Genomic DNA, 22,197 nt, shown 5'->3' with positions numbered 1-22,197 from the left:
GATGCATCGAAACAATCAAGAATGGGCCCAACTTGATACCCACAAGGCAACCGTATGACCACCGCCTCTTCCGCGCCAACCTCCCCCAGCAGCTTCAAGGGTGCCGCACTTGCGCCTCTCGCGGCCGTGCTGCTGTGGACCGGCAACACCATCGTCACCAAGGCGGCTGCTGCGGTGATTGCGCCGGCCTCCATCGCCCTGTACCGCTGGCTGCTGGCGTTTTTGATACTGACGCCGTTTCTCGGGCGCGCCGCCTGGCAGCACCGCGCCACCATCCTGCAGCATCTGCCCAAACTGGCCGTGCTGGGCGGCCTGGGCATGGCCACCTACCAAAGCCTGGCCTATGAAGCCGCCAGAACCACCACAGCCGTGAACATGGGCGCCATCGTGGCCTGCATGCCGCTGTTGTCGGCACTGCTGGCAAGCGCCATGGCGGGAGAAGCCCTGTCCGCACGCAAGCTGGTGGGCATAGCAGCATCTTTGCTGGGCCTGCTGGTGCTGACCACGCACGGCGCACCATGGGCCCTACTACAGGGCTCGGTGCAAGTGGGGGATGTGTGGATGCTGGTGGCCGTGTCGTCGAACGCGTTGTACGGCGTGCTGCTCAAGCGCTGGAACCTGCCGCTGTCCACCTGGCAGCAGCTGTACGCGCAGATAGCGATGGGCATCTTGTGCCTGCTGCCGTTCTGGTTGGGTAGCCATATATCGCCCATCACCGCGGCCAATGCGCCGCTGGTGCTGTATGCCGCCATTCCGGCCTCCATAGGCGCGCCGTTTTTCTGGATGACGGGCATCAAGTTCTGGGGGGCGGCCCGCGCCACCGTGACCATGAACCTGCTGCCCGTACTAGTGGCCGTGGCGGCCTGGGCTCTGCTGGGGGAAGAGCTGCACACCTACCACGCCGTCGGCGGCCTGGTGGCGTTGGCTGGCGTCGCCTGGGGGCTGAGCAAGCCGAAGGTGGCTAAAGGCGGCTAAGGGTGGCGAGGTGGCAGCGGGATGAATTCCGTTTCACCCGGCACCTGGCCCATGCGCTGCGCTTCCCAGTCGTCCTGGGCCTGCAGAATGCGCTCCTTGCGGCTGGAGACAAAGTTCCAACTGATGAAGCGGTGGCCGTCCAGTGCATCACCGCCCAACACCACCAGGCGCGCGGCTGCTGTGCTGCGGATGGTGGTGGTCACGCCGGGCGCCAGCAGCGCCAGGGTGTGTGATGGCAGCACGGTGCTGTCCACTTCCAGCTCGGCATCCACGCAGTACAGCGCCAGTTCCTGCTCTAGCGGGGGCAACTCGAACGTGCCGCCAGCGGACAGCCTAATGTCCAGGTACAGGGTGGAGGCGAATGTGGGTACGGGCGAACGCAGACCCCAGGCCTGGCCCACCAGCACACGGATATCGGCGTCGCCCAGCGTGAGTTCGGGAATATCGGCCGCCGCCGTGTGGTTGAAGCTGGGCTCCACCTCTTCAAACGCCTGAGGCAAGGCCGCCCACAGTTGCAGGCCGTGGTTGACATAGGTGGACTCGGCCAGCGCCGGTGGCGGGCGCTCGGAATGCACGATGCCGCGCCCGGCGGTCATCCAATTGATGGCGCCGGGCTCGATCTGCTGGACCACGCCCAGGCTGTCGCGGTGCATCATCGCGCCTTCGAACAAATAGGTCACCGTGGCCAGGCCGATGTGCGGATGCGGGCGCACCGCATGCCCGCCACCAGGCGGAATGGTGACCGGACCGAAATGGTCAAAAAACAGGAAGGGGCCGACCGATTGGCGCCGTGCCGATGGCAGCAAACGCCGCACCATAAAGCCTTCACCCAAATCCTTGGCGTGGCCCGTCAGCTGATGTTCGATTCCCATAAGTCGGCTCCTGGTTTGCTAATGAAAACGCCAGGCCGAATGGCCTGGCGTTCAGGTTTTACCAAACTGGCAGTTTATGCCTTGAACTTGGCGGTGATGTCTGCCACACGCTTGCCGTAGTTCTTGGCAGTGTCCAGGTCACCTTGCGACATTTCTGCGGGGCTGGAGTCCGATGGCGACTGCACCAGCACGCCGACGGAACCACCCAGGTTGTTCAGGTCGTTGCGGGTCGCGGCCTTGGTGTTGCTGGGCATTTGGCCCAGGCTGACCCAGATGCCGCCTTGTTGCGATGCCAGGGTTTGCAGATAGATCAAGGTGACTTGCTTGTCGCCGTTGAAGCTGGCGCTGTTGGTAAAGCCGCCAAACACTTTGTCCTTCCAGGCGCCGGTGAACCAGGCCTTGCTGGTCGCATCGGCAAACTTCTTGAACTGCCAGCTCGGGCCACCCATGTAGGTGGGCGTGCCGAAGATGATGGCGTCTGCTGCACCGATCGTGGCCCAGCCCGCTTCGGACACATTGCCCTCGGCGTCGATGGCGATCAGCTCGGCATTAGCGCCTTCGGCCACGGCCTGGGCAACGCGTTGGGTGTGGCCGTAGCCAGAGTGGTAAACAACAACAGTCTTAGTCATACAAGTTACTTTCTTGAAAAGTTAAACACAAGGCACACGAGAAATTCGCAAATACTTTAACGGGATTTAGTTGCCGTTACGGGCATCCAGGCTCCAAGCACCGGGGCCCCAGGCGGCCAGTGTCAGCAGGCCACCCACCACGGCGATGTTCTTGATGAACAGCAGCTGCGTCACCATCGCGGCTTCGGCCGGCACGGCCCAGAATGCGTGGAAGAAGAAGCTGGCCACCAGGGTGAAGACCGACAAGGCCAACGCCGCCCAACGGGTACCCAGGCCAAAGACCAAGGCCAGACCGCCACCCACTTCAAACAGGATGGCGAACAGCGCGCTCAACGTAGGAAACGGCATGTTCACCGAGCTGATGTAGCCCACGGTGCCGGCGAAGCCAGTGATCTTGGCTATGCCGGCGGGCAGAAACAGGGCGGCCAACAAAATACGGCCAATAAAGCTCAGGGGGTTTTGCAGAGTGTTGAACATGGTGTTTTCTTTCAGTAAATAGATTTAAAAATTCAGGCAGCCAGGTCAAAGACCAGTACTTCAGCCTGCTTGCCATGGGTGAGCGTCAATGAAGACTCGCTCTCGATCAGTGCCGCGTCGCCAGTAGCCAGCGGCTTGCCGTTGACCTCCAGCGCACCGCGCACCACATGCACATAACTCTTGCGCGCCGGGTCCAGCGCAAGCGTCGCAGATTCATCGCCATCGAACAAGCCCGCATACACCGCCGCATCGGCATGGATGGTTACCGAGCTGTTGGCGCCGTCGGGCGAAGCCACCAGACGCAAGGCCCCGCGCTTTTCGCATTCAGCAAAGGTCTTTTGCTCGTAGCTGGGCTGGATGCCGGTCACATTCGGCGTGATCCAGATCTGCAAGAAATGCGTGCTCGCATTCGGCGCGTGGTTGAACTCGCTGTGTTGCACGCCCCGGCCTGCACTCATGCGCTGTACGTCGCCAGGCGGAATACCCTTGACGTTGCCCATGTTGTCGCGGTGGGCCAACTCGCCCTGCAGTACATAGCTGATGATTTCCATGTCGCGGTGCCCGTGGGTGCCAAAGCCCGAGCCCGGTGTGATGGTGTCCTCATTGATCACGCGCAAATTGCCCCAGCCCATGTGCTCCGGGTCGTAATAGCCGGCAAACGAGAAGCTGTGGTGGGACTTCAACCAGCCATGGTCTGCATGGCCACGGTCTTGTGATTTGCGAATCGTGAGCATTTTCATCTCCTGGTAGTTGGGATTCGGCTGTCGAATCCATGGGGTGAACTTTAGACCTGAGCACCCTGCTGGCCGTCCACACCGTTTGATGGCATCATTCGAAAAATTTCAATGGAAAATAACGGACCATGCAAAACGCACGCGATGTACTGACACCAGAAGCCTTGTCCATGCTGGTCACGATCCACGCAGAGGGCAGCTTCGCGGCCGCGGCGCGCAGCCTGGGCATGGTGCCCAGCGCCCTCACCTACCGGGTGCGGCAGATTGAAGACGCGCTGGACGTGCTGCTGTTTGACCGCAGCTCGCGCCAGGCCAAGCTCACCGTCGCTGGAGCCGAGCTATTGCGTGAAGGGCGGCGTCTGCTGGACGATATTTCGGCAGTAGCCAACCGCGTGAAACGGGTCGCCACGGGCTGGGAGCCGCAGCTGACCATTGCGGTAGACAGCGTGATCTCGCGCAGCACCGTGCTGGAGCTGTGTGAAGCCTTCTTTGCCCTGAACCCGCCCACCCGACTGAAGATCCGCGAAGAAGTGCTGTACGGCACGCTGGAGGCATTGGTCTCCGGCATTGCCGACCTGTCGATCGGCGTGGCCATGGAAACCAACACCAATAGCAACATCCTGGGTGAACGCCTGGGCGACATGCATTTCATCTACGCAGTGGCGCCGCACCACCCGCTGGCCAATGCACCTGAGCCACTCAGCGACGTGCTGATACAGCAGCACCGTGCGGTGGCCGTGGCCGACTCCACCCAGCGTGGCAACGCCCTCACCCTAGGGCTACTGGGTGGGCAGGATGTATTCACCGTGCCCAGCATGCGCGCCAAACTGGAAGCCCATTTGCGCGGCCTGGGCGGCGGCTTTCTACCCGAAGGCCTGGCACGCCCGTACCTGGAAACCGGGCGCCTGGTGAGCCGTGAGGTGGAGCGCCCCAGCCGCGTCATCCACGTCAGCTACGCCTGGCGGGCCGACACCGGCGGCGCCCAGGGACGCGCCCTGCAATGGTGGCTGCAGCAGCTGAAAAGCCCGACCACCCGCAAGGCCCTACTGGACCGCCAGGCCAGCAATTGAGATGTTCCGCAGAACGCCTGCGCAACAGTTGTACAGTGGGGCTGGTTTCGACATCCACACCAAGAAGAAAGCCAACATGACAAAGACCAGCTCTTCCTTTATTCCGCGCCAGATCGCCGTTGTGGGTGCAGGCATAGCCGGTATCACTTGCGCCAGGACCCTGATGCAAGCAGGCCACAACGTCACCCTGTTCGACAAAAGCCGAGGCGTGGGCGGGCGCATGTCCACCCGTAGCAGCAGCTTCGGCACCTTCGACCACGGCACCCAGTATTTCACCGTGCGCGACCCGCGCTTTGCCCTGGCGCTGGAGACCGCCAAAGGCATTTGCCGCCCCTGGAGCGCCAGCTCGGTGCGGGTGCTGGACACCTTTGGCCGTGTCGCCGCTGCCGCCCTGCCATCGCGCGACCCGCATTGGGTTCCCACACCGGGCATGAATGCCCTGGCCAAGCACTGGGCCAAGCCCTTACTGGACGACCAGCGCCTGGAGCTGGAAACCCAGGTCACCCGCATCGAACGCGACCCGTTGAACAAAAAGCAATGGCAGCTGCGCACCACCGGCATGCCAGGGTCGCCCGAGGCCCAGCACGTGTTCTCCGGCTTTGACGCCGTGGTGTTGGCCATGCCGCACCCGCAAACCGAAGACCTGCTGCAAAAATCCGCGCAGGCAGCGCGCCTGGTGCGCGACATACGCCGCGTGCAGGTCGCCCCGTGCTGGACCCTGATGCTGGCCTTCCCCCAGGCCGTGCAACCCACCATGGCGCACCTGGGCCCGCAGTGGAATGCCGCCCGCAGCAACCACCACCGCATCGCCTGGCTGGCACGCGAGTCCAGCAAGCCCGGCCGTGGTGGCGTGGAGCGCTGGACGGTGCAGGCCAGCGCCGCGTGGTCGCTTGAACACCTGGAAGACGACAGCGCCCGTGTGCAAGCCAAGCTGCTGAAAGCCTTCACCGAGGTCACCGGTATCCGCGCCGAACCAAACTTTGCTGCCGTCCACCGCTGGCGCTATGCGCAAACCGTGCAACCCCTGGGCCAAAGCCATCTGTGGGATGACAAATCCGCGATTGGTGCCTGCGGCGACTGGTGCATTGGCCACCGGGTGGAAGACGCTTTCATCTCCGGCCTGGAGATGGCGCTCGCTATTGCTTAACCAGTCGCTTGACGGGTAGCTTGCCGACCTACACCGGGCGCTTTGCGCCCTCGCCTACCGGCCTGTTGCATGCAGGCTCGCTGGTGGCCGCACTGGCCAGCTGGCTGGACGCCAGAGCGCACGGCGGTACCTGGCTGGTGCGCATAGAAGACGTAGACACGCCGCGCTGCATCCCAGGCGCCAGCACACTGATACTGCAGCAGCTGGCCGCCTGCGGCCTGGTGCCAGACGCCCCACCTGTCGCCCAATCCACCCGCAGCGTGCTGTACCAGCAGGCTTTGGACGCGCTGGTCCACAGCGGCTGGGCCTACCCCTGCGCCTGCTCCCGCAAGGACATAGAAGCGGCCTGCACCGCACGCGGCCAGCCGCGCCAGCGCCATGCCGAACTGGTCTACCCCGGCACTTGCCGCGCAGGGCTGCAGGGCCGACCCGCCCGTGCCTGGCGCATGCGCACCGATGCATTTAAACAAAATAGCACGCCAGCGCTTGAAATACCTGCGCAAGCAGCTACAAATAAAATAGCAGACACCAACCTGACCTGGCACGATAGGCGCCTGGGTCTGCAGCAGCAAAACCTGGCCACCGAAGTCGGTGACTTCGTCTTGCGCCGCGCAGACGGCCTGTGGGCCTACCAATTGGCCGTGGTGGTGGACGACGCCGCCCAGGGCATCAGCCACGTAGTGCGTGGCCAGGACCTGGCCGACAACACACCGCGCCAGATCCATCTGCAACAGGCCCTGGGCCTGCCCACGCCGCAGTACCTGCACACGCCGCTGGTGTGCGGCCCGAATGGCGAAAAGCTGTCCAAACAAAACGGCGCCCAGGCGCTGGACCTGGACGCGCCGCTGGCCGCCTTGCAGGCAGCGGCGCAGGTACTGGGCCTGCCGGCCGTGGGCAGCAGCTGTGCCGATGCGCTGGCGGCTTGGGTAGGGGGCTGGCGCGCTCTCTACAATCCCACCCTGTGAACGACGCAACAAACCCCATCCCCCCCGCAGACGCAGGCCGCCCGGCCGTGCCCCATCCCAAGACCATCAAGAGTTTTGTGCTCCGCGCTGGTCGCACGACCACCGGGCAGACCAAGGCCTTCGAAACCCTGGGCCCGCAATTCCTGCTGCCCTACCGCGCCGCGCCGCTGGAACTGGACGCCGCCTTTGGCCGCAGTGCCCCGCATATCCTGGAAATCGGCTTTGGCATGGGTGAGGCCACGGCCCACATCGCCGGTGTGCTGCCCGAGAAGAACTTTCTGTGCTGCGAGGTGCACCAGCCCGGCGTAGGTGCCCTGCTGAAACGCATTGGCGAACAATCCATACCGAATATCCGCATCGTTTCGCACGACGCCGTGGACGTCATCGACCACATGCTGCCGCTGGCCAGTCTGGACGGCATCCACGTATTCTTCCCCGACCCGTGGCACAAGAAGAAGCACAACAAGCGTCGCCTGCTGCAGTCGCCATTAGTAGCCAAGCTGGCCGCGCGCTTAAAACCAGGTGGCTATTTGCACTGCGCCACCGACTGGCAAAACTACGCCGAACAAATGCTGGAGGTGCTGGGTGCCGAGCCACTGCTGCGCAATACGGCCGCCGACTACGCCCCCAAGCCCGAGTACCGCCCTCTCACCAAGTTCGAGAACCGCGGCATCAAGCTCGGTCACGGCGTGTGGGACCTGGTGTTCCAACGGGTTTGATACCTGCCCACCTCCCCACCCGCAACGGCGTAGGCCCGAGCTGCGTGGGGCTGCCCGGCGGCGACTGGCTCCGTACTATCGATTTCCTGGCGGATAGATTCCCCACGGTACAGCCCGAGGTGTGGCTGCAGCGCATGCAGGACGGCCTGGTGCTGGACGAGCAAGCCCAACCGGTACTGCCCGACGCGGCCTACCGCCCGCACACCCGCCTGTACTACTACCGCCATCTGGCGGAAGAGCCTCGCATTCCTTTTGAGTACACGCTGCTGTTCCAGGACGCGCATCTGGTCGCCGTAGACAAACCGCACTATTTGCCCACGGTGCCAGGCGGGCGCTATGTGCAGGAAACCGTGCTGGTGCGCCTCAAACAGGCGCTAGGCCTGGACAGCCTGGCACCGCTGCACAGGCTGGACCGGGAAACCGCCGGTGTCACACTGTTCTGCATTCACCCGGCGGAGCGCGATGCTTACCACGCGCTATTCCGGCAGCAACAGGTGCATAAAACCTACGAGGCTATCGCCCCCTGGCGCGCTGAACTGCCCGCCGTGCGGCGCAGCCGCATCGTGCAAAGTGAGCCCTTTTTTCGCTACTGCGAAGCACCTGACGAAATGCCCTGCGAAGCCAATGCGGAAACCCATATCACCCTGCTGGAAACACTGGGTGAATGGGCCCGCTACCAGTTAAGCCCCACGACCGGACGCACCCACCAGTTGCGCATCCACATGGCCGCCCTGGGCATTCCGATTCGCAACGACCACTGGTACCCCGATCTTCTCCCGGTAGCCGATGGAGATTTCAGCGCGCCGCTGCAGCTGCTGGCGCGCTCGATTGCCTTCACCGACCCCATTACCGGCCAGGCGCGGCAATTCAGCAGCGGCCGAGAACTTGAACAGGTTCTTAAAGTTTAGGTGCCCAAACAACCGGCGTGCCTGCAGGCTCGTTGGGCAGTAATACCGTGCTGGCCATGGGCACGGCAGCATCGGCTGCGCCAGGCGAGGACTGGACTGCGGTTGCAGGCACACCCTGATCGACATAGGCAACGCCTGAGTCAGGGGTCAGCAAAATACCCACCGCTACTAGCGCGACAGAAAACAGCAGCCAGGCTAGCAATGACCACCAGGGGCCATTTTTGGCACGGATGCGGGGCATGGGTTTGGGACGAACCGTTGTGGTGCGCATGTTCACTCCTGTCAACCAATATGCTGCAAGGAAACCATGCCGTCCTGCCGAGCTTCCGACTCATGGCACAAAGCCATTGCATCGCCCCGGGCCTGCGCGGCCAATTTGCCGTACACCGTCTTCACGTGACACAAAAGGGTTTGCGACGGGCAACCTGCCAATTCACTGATCTGATCTAACGACATCCCACGCGCAACCCAGCGCAGAATATCGGCCTCGCGCTCCGAAAGGGGGTGGATGGAGTCCGCCAGAGACATAGACCAGGCCGACACGCTGCTCACCCCTGCGCGCAGACGAAACCGACCAAGCACGCGCCGTGCCATACCCGGGCTGATCGCCGCACCACCGGCGCGCAGTGTATGGATGCAGCTACCCAGATCATCTTCCGCAGCGTCCTTGAAGAAATAACCGCTTGCGCCGGCCTCGATACAGGCCAACACCTGCTCATCGTTGCCAAATTGGGTAAGTACCACCACCTCGGTACCAGGGTAGCCCCATGCCATGTGGCGGATCACATCCACCGCCGGCATATCGGTCAAGGCCAGATCCAGCAGCAAAACGTCGGGCATGCTTTGCTCGACCACCACCGTTGCAGCAGTACCCGTGGATACAGCGGCAGCCAGGCACAGCGCCTGGTCCTGCTCGATGGCAGCCGCAAACTTGAGCAATACCTCGGGATTGCTTTCGGCAATCAAAACAGTGATCGGTTTTTTGGCAAACATAAATAGACTCCCTAAGCCCGAGATTGATGGAAACGCAAACCGCCAACGCTGTTCAAAATGGGCTGAATGGCCGTGTTGTGGCCGTAGACGCAAGCCACGTACAAGGCCTGTGATGCGATCCATCTTAGGTAGGCTGTGCATGCTTCGCATCCTTAATATTGACGAAAAACAGCAGCCGTAACACTCTCGTGAACAGGTGCCTGCCGCGCTGCGCCGCCGGTTCCAGCATCCTGTGGCAGACTCATCGCTTGCTTGGATGCTGTGGTGCTCAAACCCATGGCTACCAGCGCGGCACGCATGCCGGCAGGCTCGGCCAGATGGGGCAGCCAGCGCGCCGCAGCAGTGGCAAACAGTACGCAGGCCAGGATCCAAGCCAGACCGGGACGGTCAAAGTAATGGGGTTCGTGCGCATGCGGGCTGGACTGAAACTGTGAAAAATCACCCAAAGATTCTGAAAATCCGCTGTCACGAGTTGTAAATGGTTCGGGAGTCATGCGTTTTGTCCTTGACAATCAGGCAACATGTCGCTGCCGTGACAAGGGTGGACTTTCCTCCGAACCGGTTTATACGTCCTTGAATCGCCTGAAACCGGTCTGAAAACTTCTGAAACCCGGCCCATCTGCGATTTCCCGGCGCCCCCACCCTTTGGTGGAAGGGTGCCATCCAGAGACCTATTTTTGTATGCAGGTACTTAGTTGTTGAATAGCTACCGTTTTGGCCGCTTCGAGGTCCGGCCATCCCAGCGCATGGTTCTTGTAGACGGCACCGCCACCAACCCGGGGGCGCGTGCCTTTGACGTGTTGATGGCCCTGGTAGAGCACCGTGACCGGGTCGTCACCAAGGACGAATTGCTGGACATGGCCTGGCCCGGCCTGGTGGTAGAAGAAAACAATCTGCAAGCCCAGGTTTCCACACTGCGCAAACTCTTGGGACCGCAGGCCATCGTCACCATCCCAGGGCGCGGTTACCGCTTCGCCCTGGAGGCCAGCGGTGCGCCCAGCACACCAATACCGCCTGCACCGCCGCCCATGAGCAGCAGCGCCACAGAAGCGCCTGCGGCGACCCACCTACCATCGGTACTGACTCCCCTGATCGGCCGCGCCTCCGACGTGTCGAATCTGGGCACTTTGCTGACCCAGCACCGCCTGCTGACCATTGTGGGCGCAGGTGGCATAGGCAAATCGCTGCTGGCGCAGTGGCTGCTGCACGAGCGGCGCAGTGCCCACCAACATGGCGTGGCCTGGGTTGATCTGGCACCACAAACCGCACCCGAATTCGTCGCCAGCACTGTTGCCGGTGCACTGGGGCTGCAATCGGGCCACGGTGACCCGCTCAAAGGCCTGATGGAAGCGGTACGCCCGTTGTCCATGCTCATAGCCATCGACAACGCTGAGCATTTGCTGGACGAGGTTGCCCGCATACTGCAGGCCCTGCACCAGGCGGCGCCCCAGCTCAAAGTGCTGGTCACCAGCCAGGCGCCGCTCAAACTGGCCGATGAATGGGTCTACCGGCTGGATGCCCTGGCCCTGCCCGACCGCTTGGCCGCTCTGGAAGAGGCCCGCGAATTTGGCGCAGTAGCCCTGTTTGCACAGCGCGCGCAGGCAGCAGACCGTCGCTTTACCTTGGGCCCCGACAACCTGGACACGGTGGTGGAAATCTGCCGCCGCCTGGACGGCTTGCCGCTGGCCATTGAGCTGGCAGCAGCCCGCGTGCCCCTGCTGGGACTAGCGCCCCTGGCCAACTCCCTGAACCAGCGCCTGCGTCTGCTCAATGGCGGCAGCCGACGCGCTCCGGCACGGCAGAAGACCCTGCGCGCGGCGCTGGAGTGGAGCTACGGCCTGCTCGACGACGTGGAGCAAACCGTGTTCCGCCGGCTCGGCGTCTTCGTTGGCGGCTTTTCGCTGGAAATGGCCAAACAAGTGGTGGCAGACGATAGCCTGGACGAATGGTCCGTCGTGGACGTACTGGGCGCGCTGGTGGACCGCTCCCTGGTGATTGCAGAACGCACCCACCAGGACGAACAGGTGCCGCGCTACCACCTGCTGGACACGCCGCGCAGCTTTGCACTGGAGCAGCTCGGCGCCGCCAGCGAAGAGCCTGCCTTGCGCCAACGCCATGCGCTAGCCATGCGCCATCTGTTCGAGCAGGCCGACATCGACTTCTTCAGTGGCAAGCAGCGCATAGACGACTGGTATGCCGCACTGGCTCCCGACCTGGGCAATGGCCGCGAGGCGCTGAATTGGGCTATCCACAACGACCCGCAAAGCGCTGTAGCTATCGCCCCGGGCATGGCCGAGGCGCTCAGCAGTGACCGCCGCCGCGAACGCCGCTACGTCTGGGAAGCCACCGCACCCTTGGTCACCGACAAGCTGCCCACCGGCCTGCAGGCCCGCTGGTCCAGCCGCGCTGCCTATTTCTGGGCCTACCGGCAACCCGCCCTGGGCTGCCGCCTGGCGCGCCGCGCCTGCACCCTGTACCGCGCACAGCCGGGTGAAAAACGCAACCTGTACCACGCGCTGGCCGCGCTGGTCTATGCACTGACCTACGGACCCGATCAGCGCCAGGAACAGCGCGAGGTGCTGTCGGAGATGTGGGCCATCGAAGACCCCGCCTGGCCGCCCATTGTGCGCAGCTACGGCCTGTTTGCTTCGCTGACCTGCAATTTCGTTGCCGGAGCGTTTGACCAAGCCATCGAGCAGCTGCTGCAAAAAGCCACGCTGGACGCACTGGCCGGCTATTCGGAGGCGCTGCTGCGCGGCGAGGACATCATCGCCTACATGGAACTGGCCGCCGGCCGGGTCGATGCCTCCATCACCCGCTACCTGGCGCTGCAGCAGCGGCTATCCAACACCCGGCACATGGCCACCCTGCTTCTGGTGCAACTGCACCTGACCGGCGCCTGGCTGGCCAAGGGCGATACAGCCCAGGCCCGCGCGCTAGCCGATACCTGCTGGCCGCAGGTGCTGCACTTTGATGCCCAGGTGTATGCCGCCGACAACCTGGCTCTGCTGGCGGCTCTGGAAAACCGCCCACAGACCGCCGTCTGCCTGCTGGGCTATGCCGACAAGGTTCACGCCGCACACGGCAAGTCGCGCGAGGTTAACGAAGCCCGCTGCGCTGAATGTGCCGAACACATGGCACGCCAGTTAATGGACGCGGCCCAGTTCGACCGGCTCAAGACCCTGGGCGCGGGCCTGCGCCACGAAGACGTGGAAGCACTGGCCTTCGGCCTGGACGACCAGGCTCTTTGACGCGCCCGGCCCCAGACATCCAGATCCTTGAAATTAAAGCAAGAAAATAGCCTCTGGCGCATACAGAAACTGCGCCAAAAGCTACTTTTTTGATAGCAAACAGCTTGCGAGACATCTGCGGGCCCCGTAACATCGTGTTGACAGTTTTGTGTAAGCCCATGGACCTACAAAGGTTCCAGCCGTCTGGCCCCGCCCTGCAGGGCCCAGACCAGCACGACAACAACTATCTACGAGACAGCCACTATGCTTTTCCAAGCCGTCCTTTCCCCTGGTGTACAGCTGATGCGGCGCCTACCCTTGCTGGGCAAGGTGCTACTGCTGGCCGTGGTGCTACTGGCCCTGCCGGTCGGCGTCACGCTGAATGCGTTCCTGGGCTCGGCCTCCAGCGCCATGCCCTGGCTTTGCGCGTCTGGGCTGCTGGTATCGGCCTATGCGCTGTTGTGCTTTCACCATAGCCTTGCGCAAGACCTGCAACAGGTACAGCAGGCCATGGCCCAGCTGGTCAAAGGTGACTTACGCGTGAAGCTGCAATTGCGTGGCAGCGACGAACTGGCTGCGCTGGTCAGCGCTACACAGCAAATTGGCTCCACGGTATCGGCCATGGTCGCCAATGTGCGCAGCAACGCGGCCTTTGTTGCCTACGCGGGCAAAAGTCTGGCCAGCGGCAACCGTGACCTGTCTGACCGCACAGAACAGCAGGCCGCCAACCTGGAACAGACCGCTGCCAGCGTGGAGCAACTCTCCGGCACCGTACAGACCACCGCACAGACCGCCAGCCAGGCCAATACCCAGGCCGCCAGTGTGCGCGACGCAGCCGACCAGGGCAGCAGCACCATGGCCGACGCCATCGCCTCCGTAGAGGAGATACAGGGCAGCGCCAAGCGCATGGACGAGATCGTGGGAGTGATCGACGGCCTGGCCTTCCAGACGAACATCCTTGCCCTGAACGCCGCCGTGGAAGCCGCCCGTGCGGGTGAATCCGGCCGGGGCTTTGCCGTGGTGGCCAGCGAGGTTCGTTCGCTAGCACAACGCTCGGCCAGCGCAGCCAAGGAGATACGCCTGCTCATCGGCACCTCCAGCACCCAGGTGGCCACCAGCGTGCAGAAGATACGCAGCGCGGGCAGCGCACTGAACAAGGTGGTGACCGGCATCCGTGACGTGGCCAGCAATATGGCGCACATCTCTGTCTCCAGCGCCGAGCAAAGCACCGGCCTGAGCGAGATCACCAGCGCCGTGCGCCAGTTGGACGAAATCACCCAGCAGAACGCGCACATGGTGGAGCACGCGGTCACCCAGGCGTCCACACTGGAGAGCCGTGCTTCCACCCTGGTGGAAGCCGTGGCACTGTTCAAGCTGCAGCAGGGCTCGGCCGAAGAAGCCATGGCCCTGGTCGATCGGGCCGTGGCGCACCGGCGTCGCAGTGGCTCTACAGATGCTTTTTTGCGCGAGCTGACCCAACCGACCCAGGGCTTCCACGACCGCGACATGTATGTCTTCGCCCTGGACCGCAGCGGCAACTACCGCGCCTTTGGCGGCAACCCGGCCAAGGTCGGCACGCGGGTGCAAGACATTGCCGGTATCGACGGCGCGGGCCTGCTGGACGCCATCTACGCCCAGGCCGAACGCGAGCCCGGCTGGGTGGAATACAACATCACCAACCCCAGCACCGGGCGGGTGCAAACCAAGATGTCCTTCGTCCAACTGGTGGACGACCTGGCCGTGGGCTGCGGGGTCTACAAGAACCTGGTGGCGGCCTAAGACCTTGAGCACGCCCTAAGCCCCACCTACTGCAGCCCGATGGCAGCAGCGGCGTCTCAAATTAAGCCGCCCGTGGATGGCCATGGCGGCCTATAGGGCTTGGTTCGGCGGCACAATCCAAGACATGAGCCTAACTACCAACCAGCTTGCCGATCTGCGTAAAAGCTACGAGCGCGCAGAACTCAATGAAGAGGCGTCTCGTGCAGACCCGCTACAGCAATTCGAACAATGGCTGAACGAGGCTGTAGACGCCCAGGTACCCGAACCCAATGCCATGACCCTGGCTACGGTAGCGCACAATTTGCGTCCATCGACCCGTATCGTGCTGATCAAAGGTTTCGATGCGCGCGGCATCGTTTGGTACACCAACTATGAAAGCCGCAAAGGCCAGGAGCTTGCGGGCAATCCCTATGCATCCCTGCAATTCCACTGGGTGGAGCTGGAGCGTGTAGTCCGCATAGAAGGCGTCGTGGAAAAGGTCAGTGAAGCCGAAAGTGACGCCTATTTCCACAGCCGCCCGCTGGACTCTCGGCTTGGCGCTTGGGCGTCACCCCAATCGCAAGTGATTTCCGGTCGCGGCACCCTGGTGACGAATGCCGCCAAGTACGGCGCACAATTTCTTTTGAACCCGCCACGCCCCCCACATTGGGGCGGCTACCGCCTGCAGGCCGACCGCTGGGAGTTCTGGCAAGGACGCAAGAGCCGGTTGCATGACCGCCTTCGCTATACATTGGATAGCAGCTCCTGCTGGATTCGTGAGCGCCTAGCGCCTTAAACACGTATAAGTCTGCTGCCATGTCATCCTTGCGCTCGCCCCGGGTAAAACCGATTCCCTGGCTCTTGCCGGGCGAGCCCTTTCCAGCCGTTGCGCAGGCCTGGGGCCCGACCGATCCCGCTCCGGGCCTTTTGGCGGCGGGCGGTGCGCTGGACGCAGACAGCCTGCAACGCGCCTATCGCCAAGGTATTTTTCCCTGGTTCAGCACGGGCCAACCCATCCTGTGGTGGAGCACCGATCCGCGCATGGTCTTGCACACCCATGAGTTTCACCTGCACCGTTCGCTGCGCAAGACATTGGCGCGCTTCATCCGCACGCCGGGCTGCGAAATCCGGGTGGACCATGCCTTTGCGGACGTCATCCGGGCCTGCTCCGGCAGCGAGCGGCCTGGCCAAAGCGGCACCTGGATCGTGGCAGACGTTATGCAGGCATACATAGAGCTGCACCAGGCCGGCTACGCCCACAGCATAGAGACCTGGATTGACGGAGAGCTGGCTGGCGGCTTGTATTGCGTGGCCCTCGGCCAGGCAGTTTTTGGCGAATCCATGTTCACCCGCGTACCTGACGCCTCCAAGATCGCCCTCGCCGCTCTGGTATGTTTTTGCTGTGTTCACGGCATCAAGCTAATCGATTGCCAACAGAACACGGCCCATTTGGCCTCCTTGGGCGCGCGCGAAATACCCAGGGCAGACTTTTGCGCGCAGGTCGCACGCAATACCAGCCAAGCCGCTCCACATTGGCAATTCGACCCCGTATACTGGAACGCACTGCTTGCTTCTAAGCCCGGCCTGTGACAAACCTCCATGAATTGCCGCTGCAAACCTTGCAGTTTTATGCCACGGCACCCTATCCTTGCAGCTATCTGTCGGATCGGCAGGCCCGGTCCCAGGTAGCAACCCCCAGCCACTTGATCCAGACGGAAACCTATTCGGAGTTGGTACGCATGGGGTTCCGCCGCAGCGGCCTGTTCACCTACCGCCCCTATTGCGACGGCTGCCAGTCTTGCATGCCACTACGCGTGTTAGTCCATAGTTTTAAACCCGATCGCAGCCAAAAGCGTGCCTTGGCACAGCACGGCACACTGCAATCGCGCGTATTGGAATTGGGCTTTGTACGCGAGCATTACGAGCTGTATCTGCGCTACCAGAATGGCCGCCACGCAGGCGGCGGCATGGACCAAGACAGTATTGACCAGTACACGCAATTCCTGTTGCAAAGCCGGGTCAGCTCGCGTTTGGTCGAATTCAGGGAGTTGGCTGCAGACGGATCTGCGGGCCGACTCAAGATGGTGTCAATTTTGGATGTGCTGGACGATGGTTTATCCGCCGTGTACACCTTCTACGAACCGGAACAGCGCGCCAGCTACGGCACCTATAACGTTATTTGGCAGATCGAACAGGCGCGCCAACTGGGCTTGGACTACGTCTACCTGGGCTACTGGATTGCCCAGAGCCCCAAGATGCTCTACAAGTCCCGGTTCGCACCCCATGAAATCTTGAAAGATGGCGTATGGACCGCCGTTGCAAGCTAGCCCAAAGCATATTTTGGGCGCTCTACAGAACCCAAGTTGATTTCATATTGTGCAACCGCACATTTCATAAGGTAAGATCCAGTATCTCTTAATGGGAACTGCAATGAAGCCATCAGAACCCAGTGCGCCCGCCACTCCCACAGTCCAGGTCATAGAACGCATGTTTGCGTTGATTGATGTTCTGGCATCCCGCGAAGACGCCATGTCGCTCAAGGAAATCAGCGAGAGAACGGGACTGCACCCCTCCACCACCCACCGCATTCTGAATGATCTGGCGACCGGCCGTTTTGTAGACCGCCCTGAGCCTGGCAGCTACCGCCTGGGCATGCGCTTGCTGGAGCTGGGCAATTTGGTCAAAGGTCGTTTGAACGTGCGTGACGCTGCCCTGGCTCCCATGCGCGAGCTGCACCGGCTTACCCAGCAGCCTGTGAACCTGAGCCTGCGCCAAGGGGACGAAATCGTGTACGTGGAGCGGGCTTACAGCGAACGATCGGGCATGCAGGTCGTGCGCGCCATTGGCGGGCGAGCGCCCTTGCATTTGACCTCTGTTGGCAAACTGTTTCTGGCCATGGACGAGCCACAACGCGTACGCGCTTATGCGATGCGCACAGGCCTCAGCGGCCAGACCAAAAACAGTCTGACCGATATCCAGATGCTGGAGCGTGACTTGGCCAAAACCCGGCAGTACGGCATCGCCCGCGACAACGAGGAGCTGGAACTAGGGGTGCGTTGTATCGCAGTAGGCATTTACGACGACCAAAGCAAATTGGTGGCCGGTCTATCCATCTCAGCCCCGGCTGATCGTCTGGACGAGGGATGGCTGCCGAAATTACAAAACACAGCAAACGGAATATCCGCCGCCCTGGGCTACAAGACGGCGGATATCAACTGAGAGGTAAAGCAAGCGCTGCGGGCGCCGATGCACCTAGCCCGCGGTCTTGACTACGGGGTTGGACTCCACCCAGTGCCGCACGCGTTCTGCGTCTGCAATGCGGCTCAGTTTGCCGGCAGAGTCCAGAAACACCATGATCAGCTTGCGCCCAGCAATCTTGGCTTGCATAACCAAGCACTGACCGGCTTCCGAGATATAGCCAGTCTTTTGCAGGCCAATATCCCAGTCCGGGCTTTTCACCAAACGGTTGGTGTTATTGAACTGCAGCGTTCTGCGGCCAATGTCCACCTGGTAGCCAGGAGACGTAGAAAGCTCACGTAAAGTGGGTTCGTTGTATGCCGCATTCACCAAGGTGGCTAGATCACGGGCGCTGGATTGGTTATTGCTAGACAGCCCTGTGGGTTCAACGTAGCGGGTGTCTTTCATGCCTAGCATTTTTGCTTTGGCATTCATCAGGGACACAAAGGTGGTCAAGCCGCCAGGATAGGTGCGACCCAGGGCATGGGCGGCACGGTTTTCACTGGACATCAAGGCCAAGTGCAGCAATTCGCCCCGGCTCAGAGTCGTACCTACCGTCAGCCTGGAACGGCTCCATTTTTCGGTATCCACGTCGTCTTGGCTGATGGTGATGTCCTCGTCCATAGGCAGATGGGCTTCATTGATCACCACACCTGTCATCAACTTCGTTAAAGATGCGATTGGTAGAACGGCTTGGTCATTCTTGCTGAAAAGAACTTCACGCGTGTCTTGGTCGATCACCAGGGCGACGCTGGATTTCAGCGCCAAGGCATCGGGTGCCCCGTGCAAGCCAGCCAATTCACCGAAGGACTGCTTGGCCGGAATGATGGCAGCAACAGGCCGCGCCACCTTCTTGGTAGCCACCAGGGTTTTGGACACACGTGCATTGCGACTTGTTTTCACCACGACCGTACTGCGCTTGGACTTGGCGGTTACGGCTTGAACCTTCTCGACACTCACTTTTTTTCGCTGCGCGGCATGCGCTGGGGCACTTGCCATCAGCGCAGAACAGGTAATAACAGAAACAATTTGTAGCAGGCGGTTCAAAACAGGGCTTTCAGGGAGTGGCATGAGTTCATCTCCGGTTCAGAAACGATCCAGCAGGAGTGTATCCAAATCAAAAACTTCACACAAGATCAAAGACTTAGCGAATATATTTAAGGTGATATTTGGGGCCCCAACTTTACACAAAATCTACCTGGGCAGCCGAGTGATTGAGCCTGTGGAGCCACCAAAAACAGCTGAAAAATGTACGGACTGCAGTAGCGTGTAATAACGTTTTGCGCACGGTTCTTGCTGACAAGACAAAGCACAAAAGTTGTAAAACTTGCCTCGTAGAATCAAATAAACAACCCTGGGAAATCAATGAGCTCTATCAATTTTATTGGCGGTGAAAAAGGCGGCGTAGGCAAATCGGTCACCGCACGTGTGCTCGCCCAGTACTTTCTGGATGCCGGTCTGGCTTTCACGGGGTTTGACACCGACCGCTCACACAATTCATTTACCCGCTTTTATCCAAACTTTGCCTCGCCTGTCTTGGTGGACAGCTTTGAGGGACTGGACCAGATAGCCGAGGCGTTCGAGGCCAACCCCCACCAGAATGTCATCGTTGACCTGGCGGCGCAAACAGCCGCTCCACTGGCTCGATGGATCAAGGACTCAGATTTGTTCGAAGTGCTTGCCGATCTGAACATTGCCGTCAACTTTTGGCACGTGATCGACGAAGGCAAAGACTCAGTCAGTTTGTTGACAGAACTGATGCAAAACTTTGGCAGCGCCCCCACCTACATCATTGTGATGAACCACGGGCGAGGCTCGGACTTTTCACTCATGCGCTCCTCCAGCGCCATGGACGAAGCACTGAAGCTAGGCGCCCGCGTCATCGAACTGCCCGCACTGCAAGACGCGTGCATGCGCAAGATTGACCGCCAAAACGCCAGCTTCTGGAGCGCGGTACACGAGCGCAGCGAAACCGATGGCCTGGGCATTCTGGAGCGCCAGCGCGTCAAAACCTGGCTGAAGAAGACTTACACGGCACTAGAAGGCTTGCCGCTGTAAGGTCTATATCGATACCAACAGCAGTTAATAAAAAGGGGCGGTACCCGAAAGTACCGCCCCTTTTTCATTCAGTGGATTGGTTCAACCCGCAGTTGCCTCTTCCGACTCGGGCTTGGCGCGACCTTCCTTCTTGGGCAAAGGCTGGATGTCGAGTTCCACCTCGCCGGACTCCACGCCCTTTTCATCCTTGGTGATCTTCATATCCACCGTCAGGCGACCGCCATCGATCAAGCGGCCAAAGAGCAACTCGTCGGCCAAAGCACGGCGAATCGTGTCCTGGATCAGGCGCTGCATCGGACGGGCACCCATCAACGGATCGAAGCCCTTCTTACCCAGATATTTACGCAGAGTGTCGGTAAACGTAACGTCCACCTTCTTCTCGGCCAACTGGGTTTCCAGTTGCAGCAGGAACTTGTCCACCACGCGCAGAATGATGGTTTCGTCCAGCGCCTTAAAGCTCACCGTGGCATCCAGGCGGTTGCGGAACTCTGGCGTGAACAGGCGCTTGATATCGGCCATTTCGTCACCCGATTCACGCGGGTTGGTGAAGCCAATGGTGGCCTTGTTCATGGTCTCGGCACCCGCATTGGTCGTCATGATGATGATGACATTGCGGAAGTCGGCTTTGCGTCCGTTGTTGTCGGTAAGCGTACCGTGATCCATGACCTGCAGCAGAACATTGAAAATGTCCGGGTGGGCTTTTTCAATTTCGTCCAGCAGCAGCACGCAGTGCGGCTTCTTGGTGACGGCCTCGGTCAGCAAACCACCTTGATCGAAACCAACATAGCCCGGAGGCGCACCAATCAAGCGGCTCACCGCATGGCGCTCCATGTACTCGGACATGTCGAAACGGATCAACTCAATGCCCATGATGTAGGCCAGTTGCTTTGCCGCTTCGGTCTTGCCCACCCCCGTGGGGCCGCTGAACAGGAAGGAGCCAATAGGCTTGTCGCCCTTGCCCAGGCCAGAACGCGCCATCTTGACCGCAGACGCAAGCACGTCCAAAGCCTTGTCCTGACCGAACACAACGCTCTTCAAATCGCGTTCCAGCGTCTTGAGTTTGCCGCGGTCGTCGTTCGACACATTGGCGGGCGGGATACGGGCAATCTTGGCCACGATCTCTTCCACCTCTGCCTTGGTGATGGTCTTCTTGCGCTTGCTGGTCGGCAAAATACGCTGGGCCGCGCCCGCCTCGTCGATCACGTCAATCGCCTTGTCGGGCAGGTGGCGGTCGTTGATGTACTTGGCGCTCAGCTCGGCAGCGGCCTGCAGAGCTGCCAAAGCGTACTTGACGCCATGGTGCTCTTCAAAGCGCGACTTCAAGCCCTTGAGAATTTCGACCGTCTCTTGAACAGACGGCTCCACCACGTCCACTTTCTGGAAACGGCGTGACAGCGCAGCGTCTTTTTCGAAGATGCCACGGTATTCTGTGAAAGTGGTGGCGCCAATGCACTTCAGCTGGCCGCTGGACAGCGCCGGCTTCAGCAGATTGGAAGCATCCAGCGTGCCGCCCGAGGCTGCACCCGCACCGATCAAGGTGTGGATCTCGTCGATAAACAGAATGGCGTTGGGCTTGTCTTTCAAGGACTTGAGCACACCTTTCAGGCGCTGCTCGAAATCACCGCGGTATTTGGTACCTGCCAACAAAGCGCCCATGTCCAAGGAATAGACCTGCGCCTCGGCCAGGATCTCCGGCACGTCCTTTTGCGTGATGCGCCAGGCCAGGCCCTCGGCGATGGCCGTCTTGCCCACGCCAGCTTCACCTACCAACAGTGGATTGTTCTTGCGGCGACGGCACAGAATCTGGATGGTGCGCTCGACCTCATACTCGCGGCCGATCAACGGATCGATCTTGCCCTCTTTGGCCATCTGGTTCAGGTTCTGGGTGAACTGCTCCAGTGGGGACGCTTTTTCATTCTTCTCGCTACCGCCCTCTTCCCCTTCAGCCTGGCTGTCGGCGGCCTTCAAGGGCTCGGGAGGATCGCTCTTCTTGATGCCATGGGCGATGAAGTTCACCACGTCCAGGCGCGTCACGCCTTGCTGGTGCAGATAGTAGACGGCGTGCGAGTCCTTCTCGCCAAAAATGGCAACCAGCACGTTGGCGCCGGTGACTTCCTTCTTGCCACTGCCGGTGGACTGCACGTGCATGATGGCGCGCTGGATCACTCGCTGGAATCCCAACGTAGGCTGGGTGTCCACATCGTCAGTGCCGGCGACCTGGGGCGTGTTGTCCTTGATGAAGTTGCTCAGCGACTTACGTAAGTCGTCAATGTTCGCGGAGCAGGCGCGCAGGACTTCGGCCGCGCTGGGGTTGTCCAGCAAAGCCAGCAGCAGGTGCTCAACCGTAATAAATTCGTGGCGTTGCTGGCGCGCTTCCACAAATGCCATGTGCAAACTGACTTCCAATTCTTGGGCAATCATGTGA

Annotated in this window: 22 protein-coding genes; 13 read left to right on the top strand and 9 right to left on the bottom strand. The window is 61.1% G+C overall.

Annotated elements, in window-relative coordinates:
• Window positions 1–54 precede the first annotated feature (54 nt).
• A complete protein-coding gene (locus tag AC4BBN_RS21335; RefSeq protein WP_490594041.1) occupies window positions 55–975 on the top strand; it encodes a DMT family transporter in 921 nt (306 codons plus the stop codon).
• Here the strand turns inward: AC4BBN_RS21335 and AC4BBN_RS21330 are convergent.
• From AC4BBN_RS21330 to AC4BBN_RS21315, 4 genes are all read right to left on the bottom strand, one after another.
• Window positions 972–1,847 (bottom strand): pirin family protein, encoded by an 876-nt coding sequence (locus AC4BBN_RS21330; protein ID WP_490594040.1) that lies wholly within the window; start codon window positions 1,845–1,847, stop codon window positions 972–974. The two genes, AC4BBN_RS21335 and AC4BBN_RS21330, sit on opposite strands and share 4 nt — an antisense overlap.
• A gap of 74 nt (window positions 1,848–1,921) precedes the next feature.
• Window positions 1,922–2,476, bottom strand: a complete 555-nt coding sequence (locus AC4BBN_RS21325) for a flavodoxin family protein (protein WP_490594039.1) — start codon at window positions 2,474–2,476, stop codon at window positions 1,922–1,924.
• A gap of 66 nt (window positions 2,477–2,542) precedes the next feature.
• Window positions 2,543–2,953 carry a DoxX family protein gene (locus AC4BBN_RS21320; protein WP_490594038.1) on the bottom strand — a complete coding sequence of 137 codons (411 nt, stop codon included), beginning with the start codon at window positions 2,951–2,953 and terminating at the stop codon, window positions 2,543–2,545.
• A gap of 32 nt (window positions 2,954–2,985) precedes the next feature.
• Window positions 2,986–3,687 carry a pirin family protein gene (locus tag AC4BBN_RS21315; RefSeq protein ID WP_490594037.1) on the bottom strand — a complete coding sequence of 234 codons (702 nt, stop codon included), beginning with the start codon at window positions 3,685–3,687 and terminating at the stop codon, window positions 2,986–2,988.
• Window positions 3,688–3,815: 128 nt separating this feature from the next.
• Here AC4BBN_RS21315 and AC4BBN_RS21310 point away from each other — a divergent pair, with 128 nt between their 5' ends.
• The 5 genes from AC4BBN_RS21310 to AC4BBN_RS21290 all read left to right on the top strand — a co-directional run bounded on the left by AC4BBN_RS21310 (window position 3,816) and on the right by AC4BBN_RS21290 (window position 8,496).
• Window positions 3,816–4,757 (top strand): LysR family transcriptional regulator, encoded by a 942-nt coding sequence (locus AC4BBN_RS21310; RefSeq protein ID WP_490594036.1) that lies wholly within the window; start codon window positions 3,816–3,818, stop codon window positions 4,755–4,757.
• A 76-nt stretch (window positions 4,758–4,833) separates the two neighbouring features.
• Window positions 4,834–5,904: an NAD(P)/FAD-dependent oxidoreductase gene (locus AC4BBN_RS21305; RefSeq protein ID WP_490594035.1), complete on the top strand. Its 1,071-nt coding sequence runs from the start codon at window positions 4,834–4,836 to the stop codon at window positions 5,902–5,904.
• Window positions 5,905–5,924: 20 nt separating this feature from the next.
• Window positions 5,925–6,869 carry a tRNA glutamyl-Q(34) synthetase GluQRS gene (gene gluQRS, locus AC4BBN_RS21300; protein WP_490594034.1) on the top strand — a complete coding sequence of 315 codons (945 nt, stop codon included), beginning with the start codon at window positions 5,925–5,927 and terminating at the stop codon, window positions 6,867–6,869.
• On the top strand, window positions 6,866–7,588 hold the full coding sequence (gene trmB / locus AC4BBN_RS21295) for a tRNA (guanosine(46)-N7)-methyltransferase TrmB (RefSeq protein ID WP_490594033.1): 723 nt from the start codon (window positions 6,866–6,868) through the stop codon (window positions 7,586–7,588). The genes gluQRS and trmB overlap by 4 nt, the downstream gene beginning before the upstream one ends.
• A gap of 44 nt (window positions 7,589–7,632) precedes the next feature.
• Entirely contained in the window at window positions 7,633–8,496 is an 864-nt protein-coding gene (locus AC4BBN_RS21290; RefSeq protein ID WP_490594032.1) for a pseudouridine synthase, read from the top strand.
• On the opposite strand, the gene AC4BBN_RS21285 is transcribed toward AC4BBN_RS21290, so the two are convergent.
• The 3 genes from AC4BBN_RS21285 to AC4BBN_RS21275 all read right to left on the bottom strand — a co-directional run bounded on the left by AC4BBN_RS21285 (window position 8,486) and on the right by AC4BBN_RS21275 (window position 9,983).
• Complete coding sequence (locus AC4BBN_RS21285) at window positions 8,486–8,767, bottom strand: hypothetical protein (protein WP_490594031.1); 282 nt, start codon at window positions 8,765–8,767, stop codon at window positions 8,486–8,488. The genes AC4BBN_RS21290 and AC4BBN_RS21285 overlap by 11 nt on opposite strands.
• An 11-nt stretch (window positions 8,768–8,778) precedes the next feature.
• Window positions 8,779–9,489: a response regulator gene (locus tag AC4BBN_RS21280; RefSeq protein WP_490594030.1), complete on the bottom strand. Its 711-nt coding sequence runs from the start codon at window positions 9,487–9,489 to the stop codon at window positions 8,779–8,781.
• A 152-nt stretch (window positions 9,490–9,641) separates the two neighbouring features.
• Window positions 9,642–9,983, bottom strand: coding sequence for a hypothetical protein (locus tag AC4BBN_RS21275; protein ID WP_490594029.1), 342 nt, complete (start codon window positions 9,981–9,983; stop codon window positions 9,642–9,644).
• Between the two features lie 204 nt (window positions 9,984–10,187).
• On the opposite strand from AC4BBN_RS21275, the gene AC4BBN_RS21270 reads away from it, so the two are divergent.
• The 6 genes from AC4BBN_RS21270 (at window position 10,188) to AC4BBN_RS21245 (ending at window position 17,696) form a co-directional block, all read left to right on the top strand.
• Window positions 10,188–12,740 (top strand): ATP-binding protein, encoded by a 2,553-nt coding sequence (locus AC4BBN_RS21270; protein WP_490594028.1) that lies wholly within the window; start codon window positions 10,188–10,190, stop codon window positions 12,738–12,740.
• A 243-nt stretch (window positions 12,741–12,983) separates the two neighbouring features.
• Window positions 12,984–14,498, top strand: coding sequence for a methyl-accepting chemotaxis protein (locus tag AC4BBN_RS21265; RefSeq protein ID WP_490594027.1), 1,515 nt, complete (start codon window positions 12,984–12,986; stop codon window positions 14,496–14,498).
• Window positions 14,499–14,622: 124 nt separating this feature from the next.
• Entirely contained in the window at window positions 14,623–15,273 is a 651-nt protein-coding gene (pdxH, locus tag AC4BBN_RS21260; RefSeq protein WP_490594026.1) for a pyridoxamine 5'-phosphate oxidase, read from the top strand.
• 20 nt (window positions 15,274–15,293) lie between these two features.
• On the top strand, window positions 15,294–16,067 hold the full coding sequence (gene aat, locus AC4BBN_RS21255) for a leucyl/phenylalanyl-tRNA--protein transferase (protein WP_490594025.1): 774 nt from the start codon (window positions 15,294–15,296) through the stop codon (window positions 16,065–16,067).
• Window positions 16,064–16,804, top strand: a complete 741-nt coding sequence (locus AC4BBN_RS21250) for an arginyltransferase (protein WP_490594024.1) — start codon at window positions 16,064–16,066, stop codon at window positions 16,802–16,804. The genes aat and AC4BBN_RS21250 overlap by 4 nt, the downstream gene beginning before the upstream one ends.
• Before the next feature lie 103 nt (window positions 16,805–16,907).
• On the top strand, window positions 16,908–17,696 hold the full coding sequence (locus tag AC4BBN_RS21245; protein ID WP_490594023.1) for an IclR family transcriptional regulator: 789 nt from the start codon (window positions 16,908–16,910) through the stop codon (window positions 17,694–17,696).
• Window positions 17,697–17,729: 33 nt separating this feature from the next.
• On the opposite strand, the gene AC4BBN_RS21240 is transcribed toward AC4BBN_RS21245, so the two are convergent.
• Window positions 17,730–18,785, bottom strand: coding sequence for a serine hydrolase (locus tag AC4BBN_RS21240; RefSeq protein ID WP_490594022.1), 1,056 nt, complete (start codon window positions 18,783–18,785; stop codon window positions 17,730–17,732).
• A 294-nt stretch (window positions 18,786–19,079) separates the two neighbouring features.
• Here AC4BBN_RS21240 and AC4BBN_RS21235 point away from each other — a divergent pair, with 294 nt between their 5' ends.
• Complete coding sequence (locus tag AC4BBN_RS21235) at window positions 19,080–19,772, top strand: nucleotide-binding protein (RefSeq protein WP_490594021.1); 693 nt, start codon at window positions 19,080–19,082, stop codon at window positions 19,770–19,772.
• 81 nt (window positions 19,773–19,853) lie between these two features.
• On the opposite strand, the gene clpA is transcribed toward AC4BBN_RS21235, so the two are convergent.
• Window positions 19,854–22,193 (bottom strand): ATP-dependent Clp protease ATP-binding subunit ClpA, encoded by a 2,340-nt coding sequence (clpA, locus tag AC4BBN_RS21230; protein ID WP_490594020.1) that lies wholly within the window; start codon window positions 22,191–22,193, stop codon window positions 19,854–19,856.
• Window positions 22,194–22,197: the final 4 nt, after the last annotated feature.

The organism is Rhodoferax sp. SPJ21, from assembly GCF_058216335.1.
Note: the sequence above shows the minus strand (reverse complement) of the source record. Positions and strands in the feature narration are given on the sequence as shown.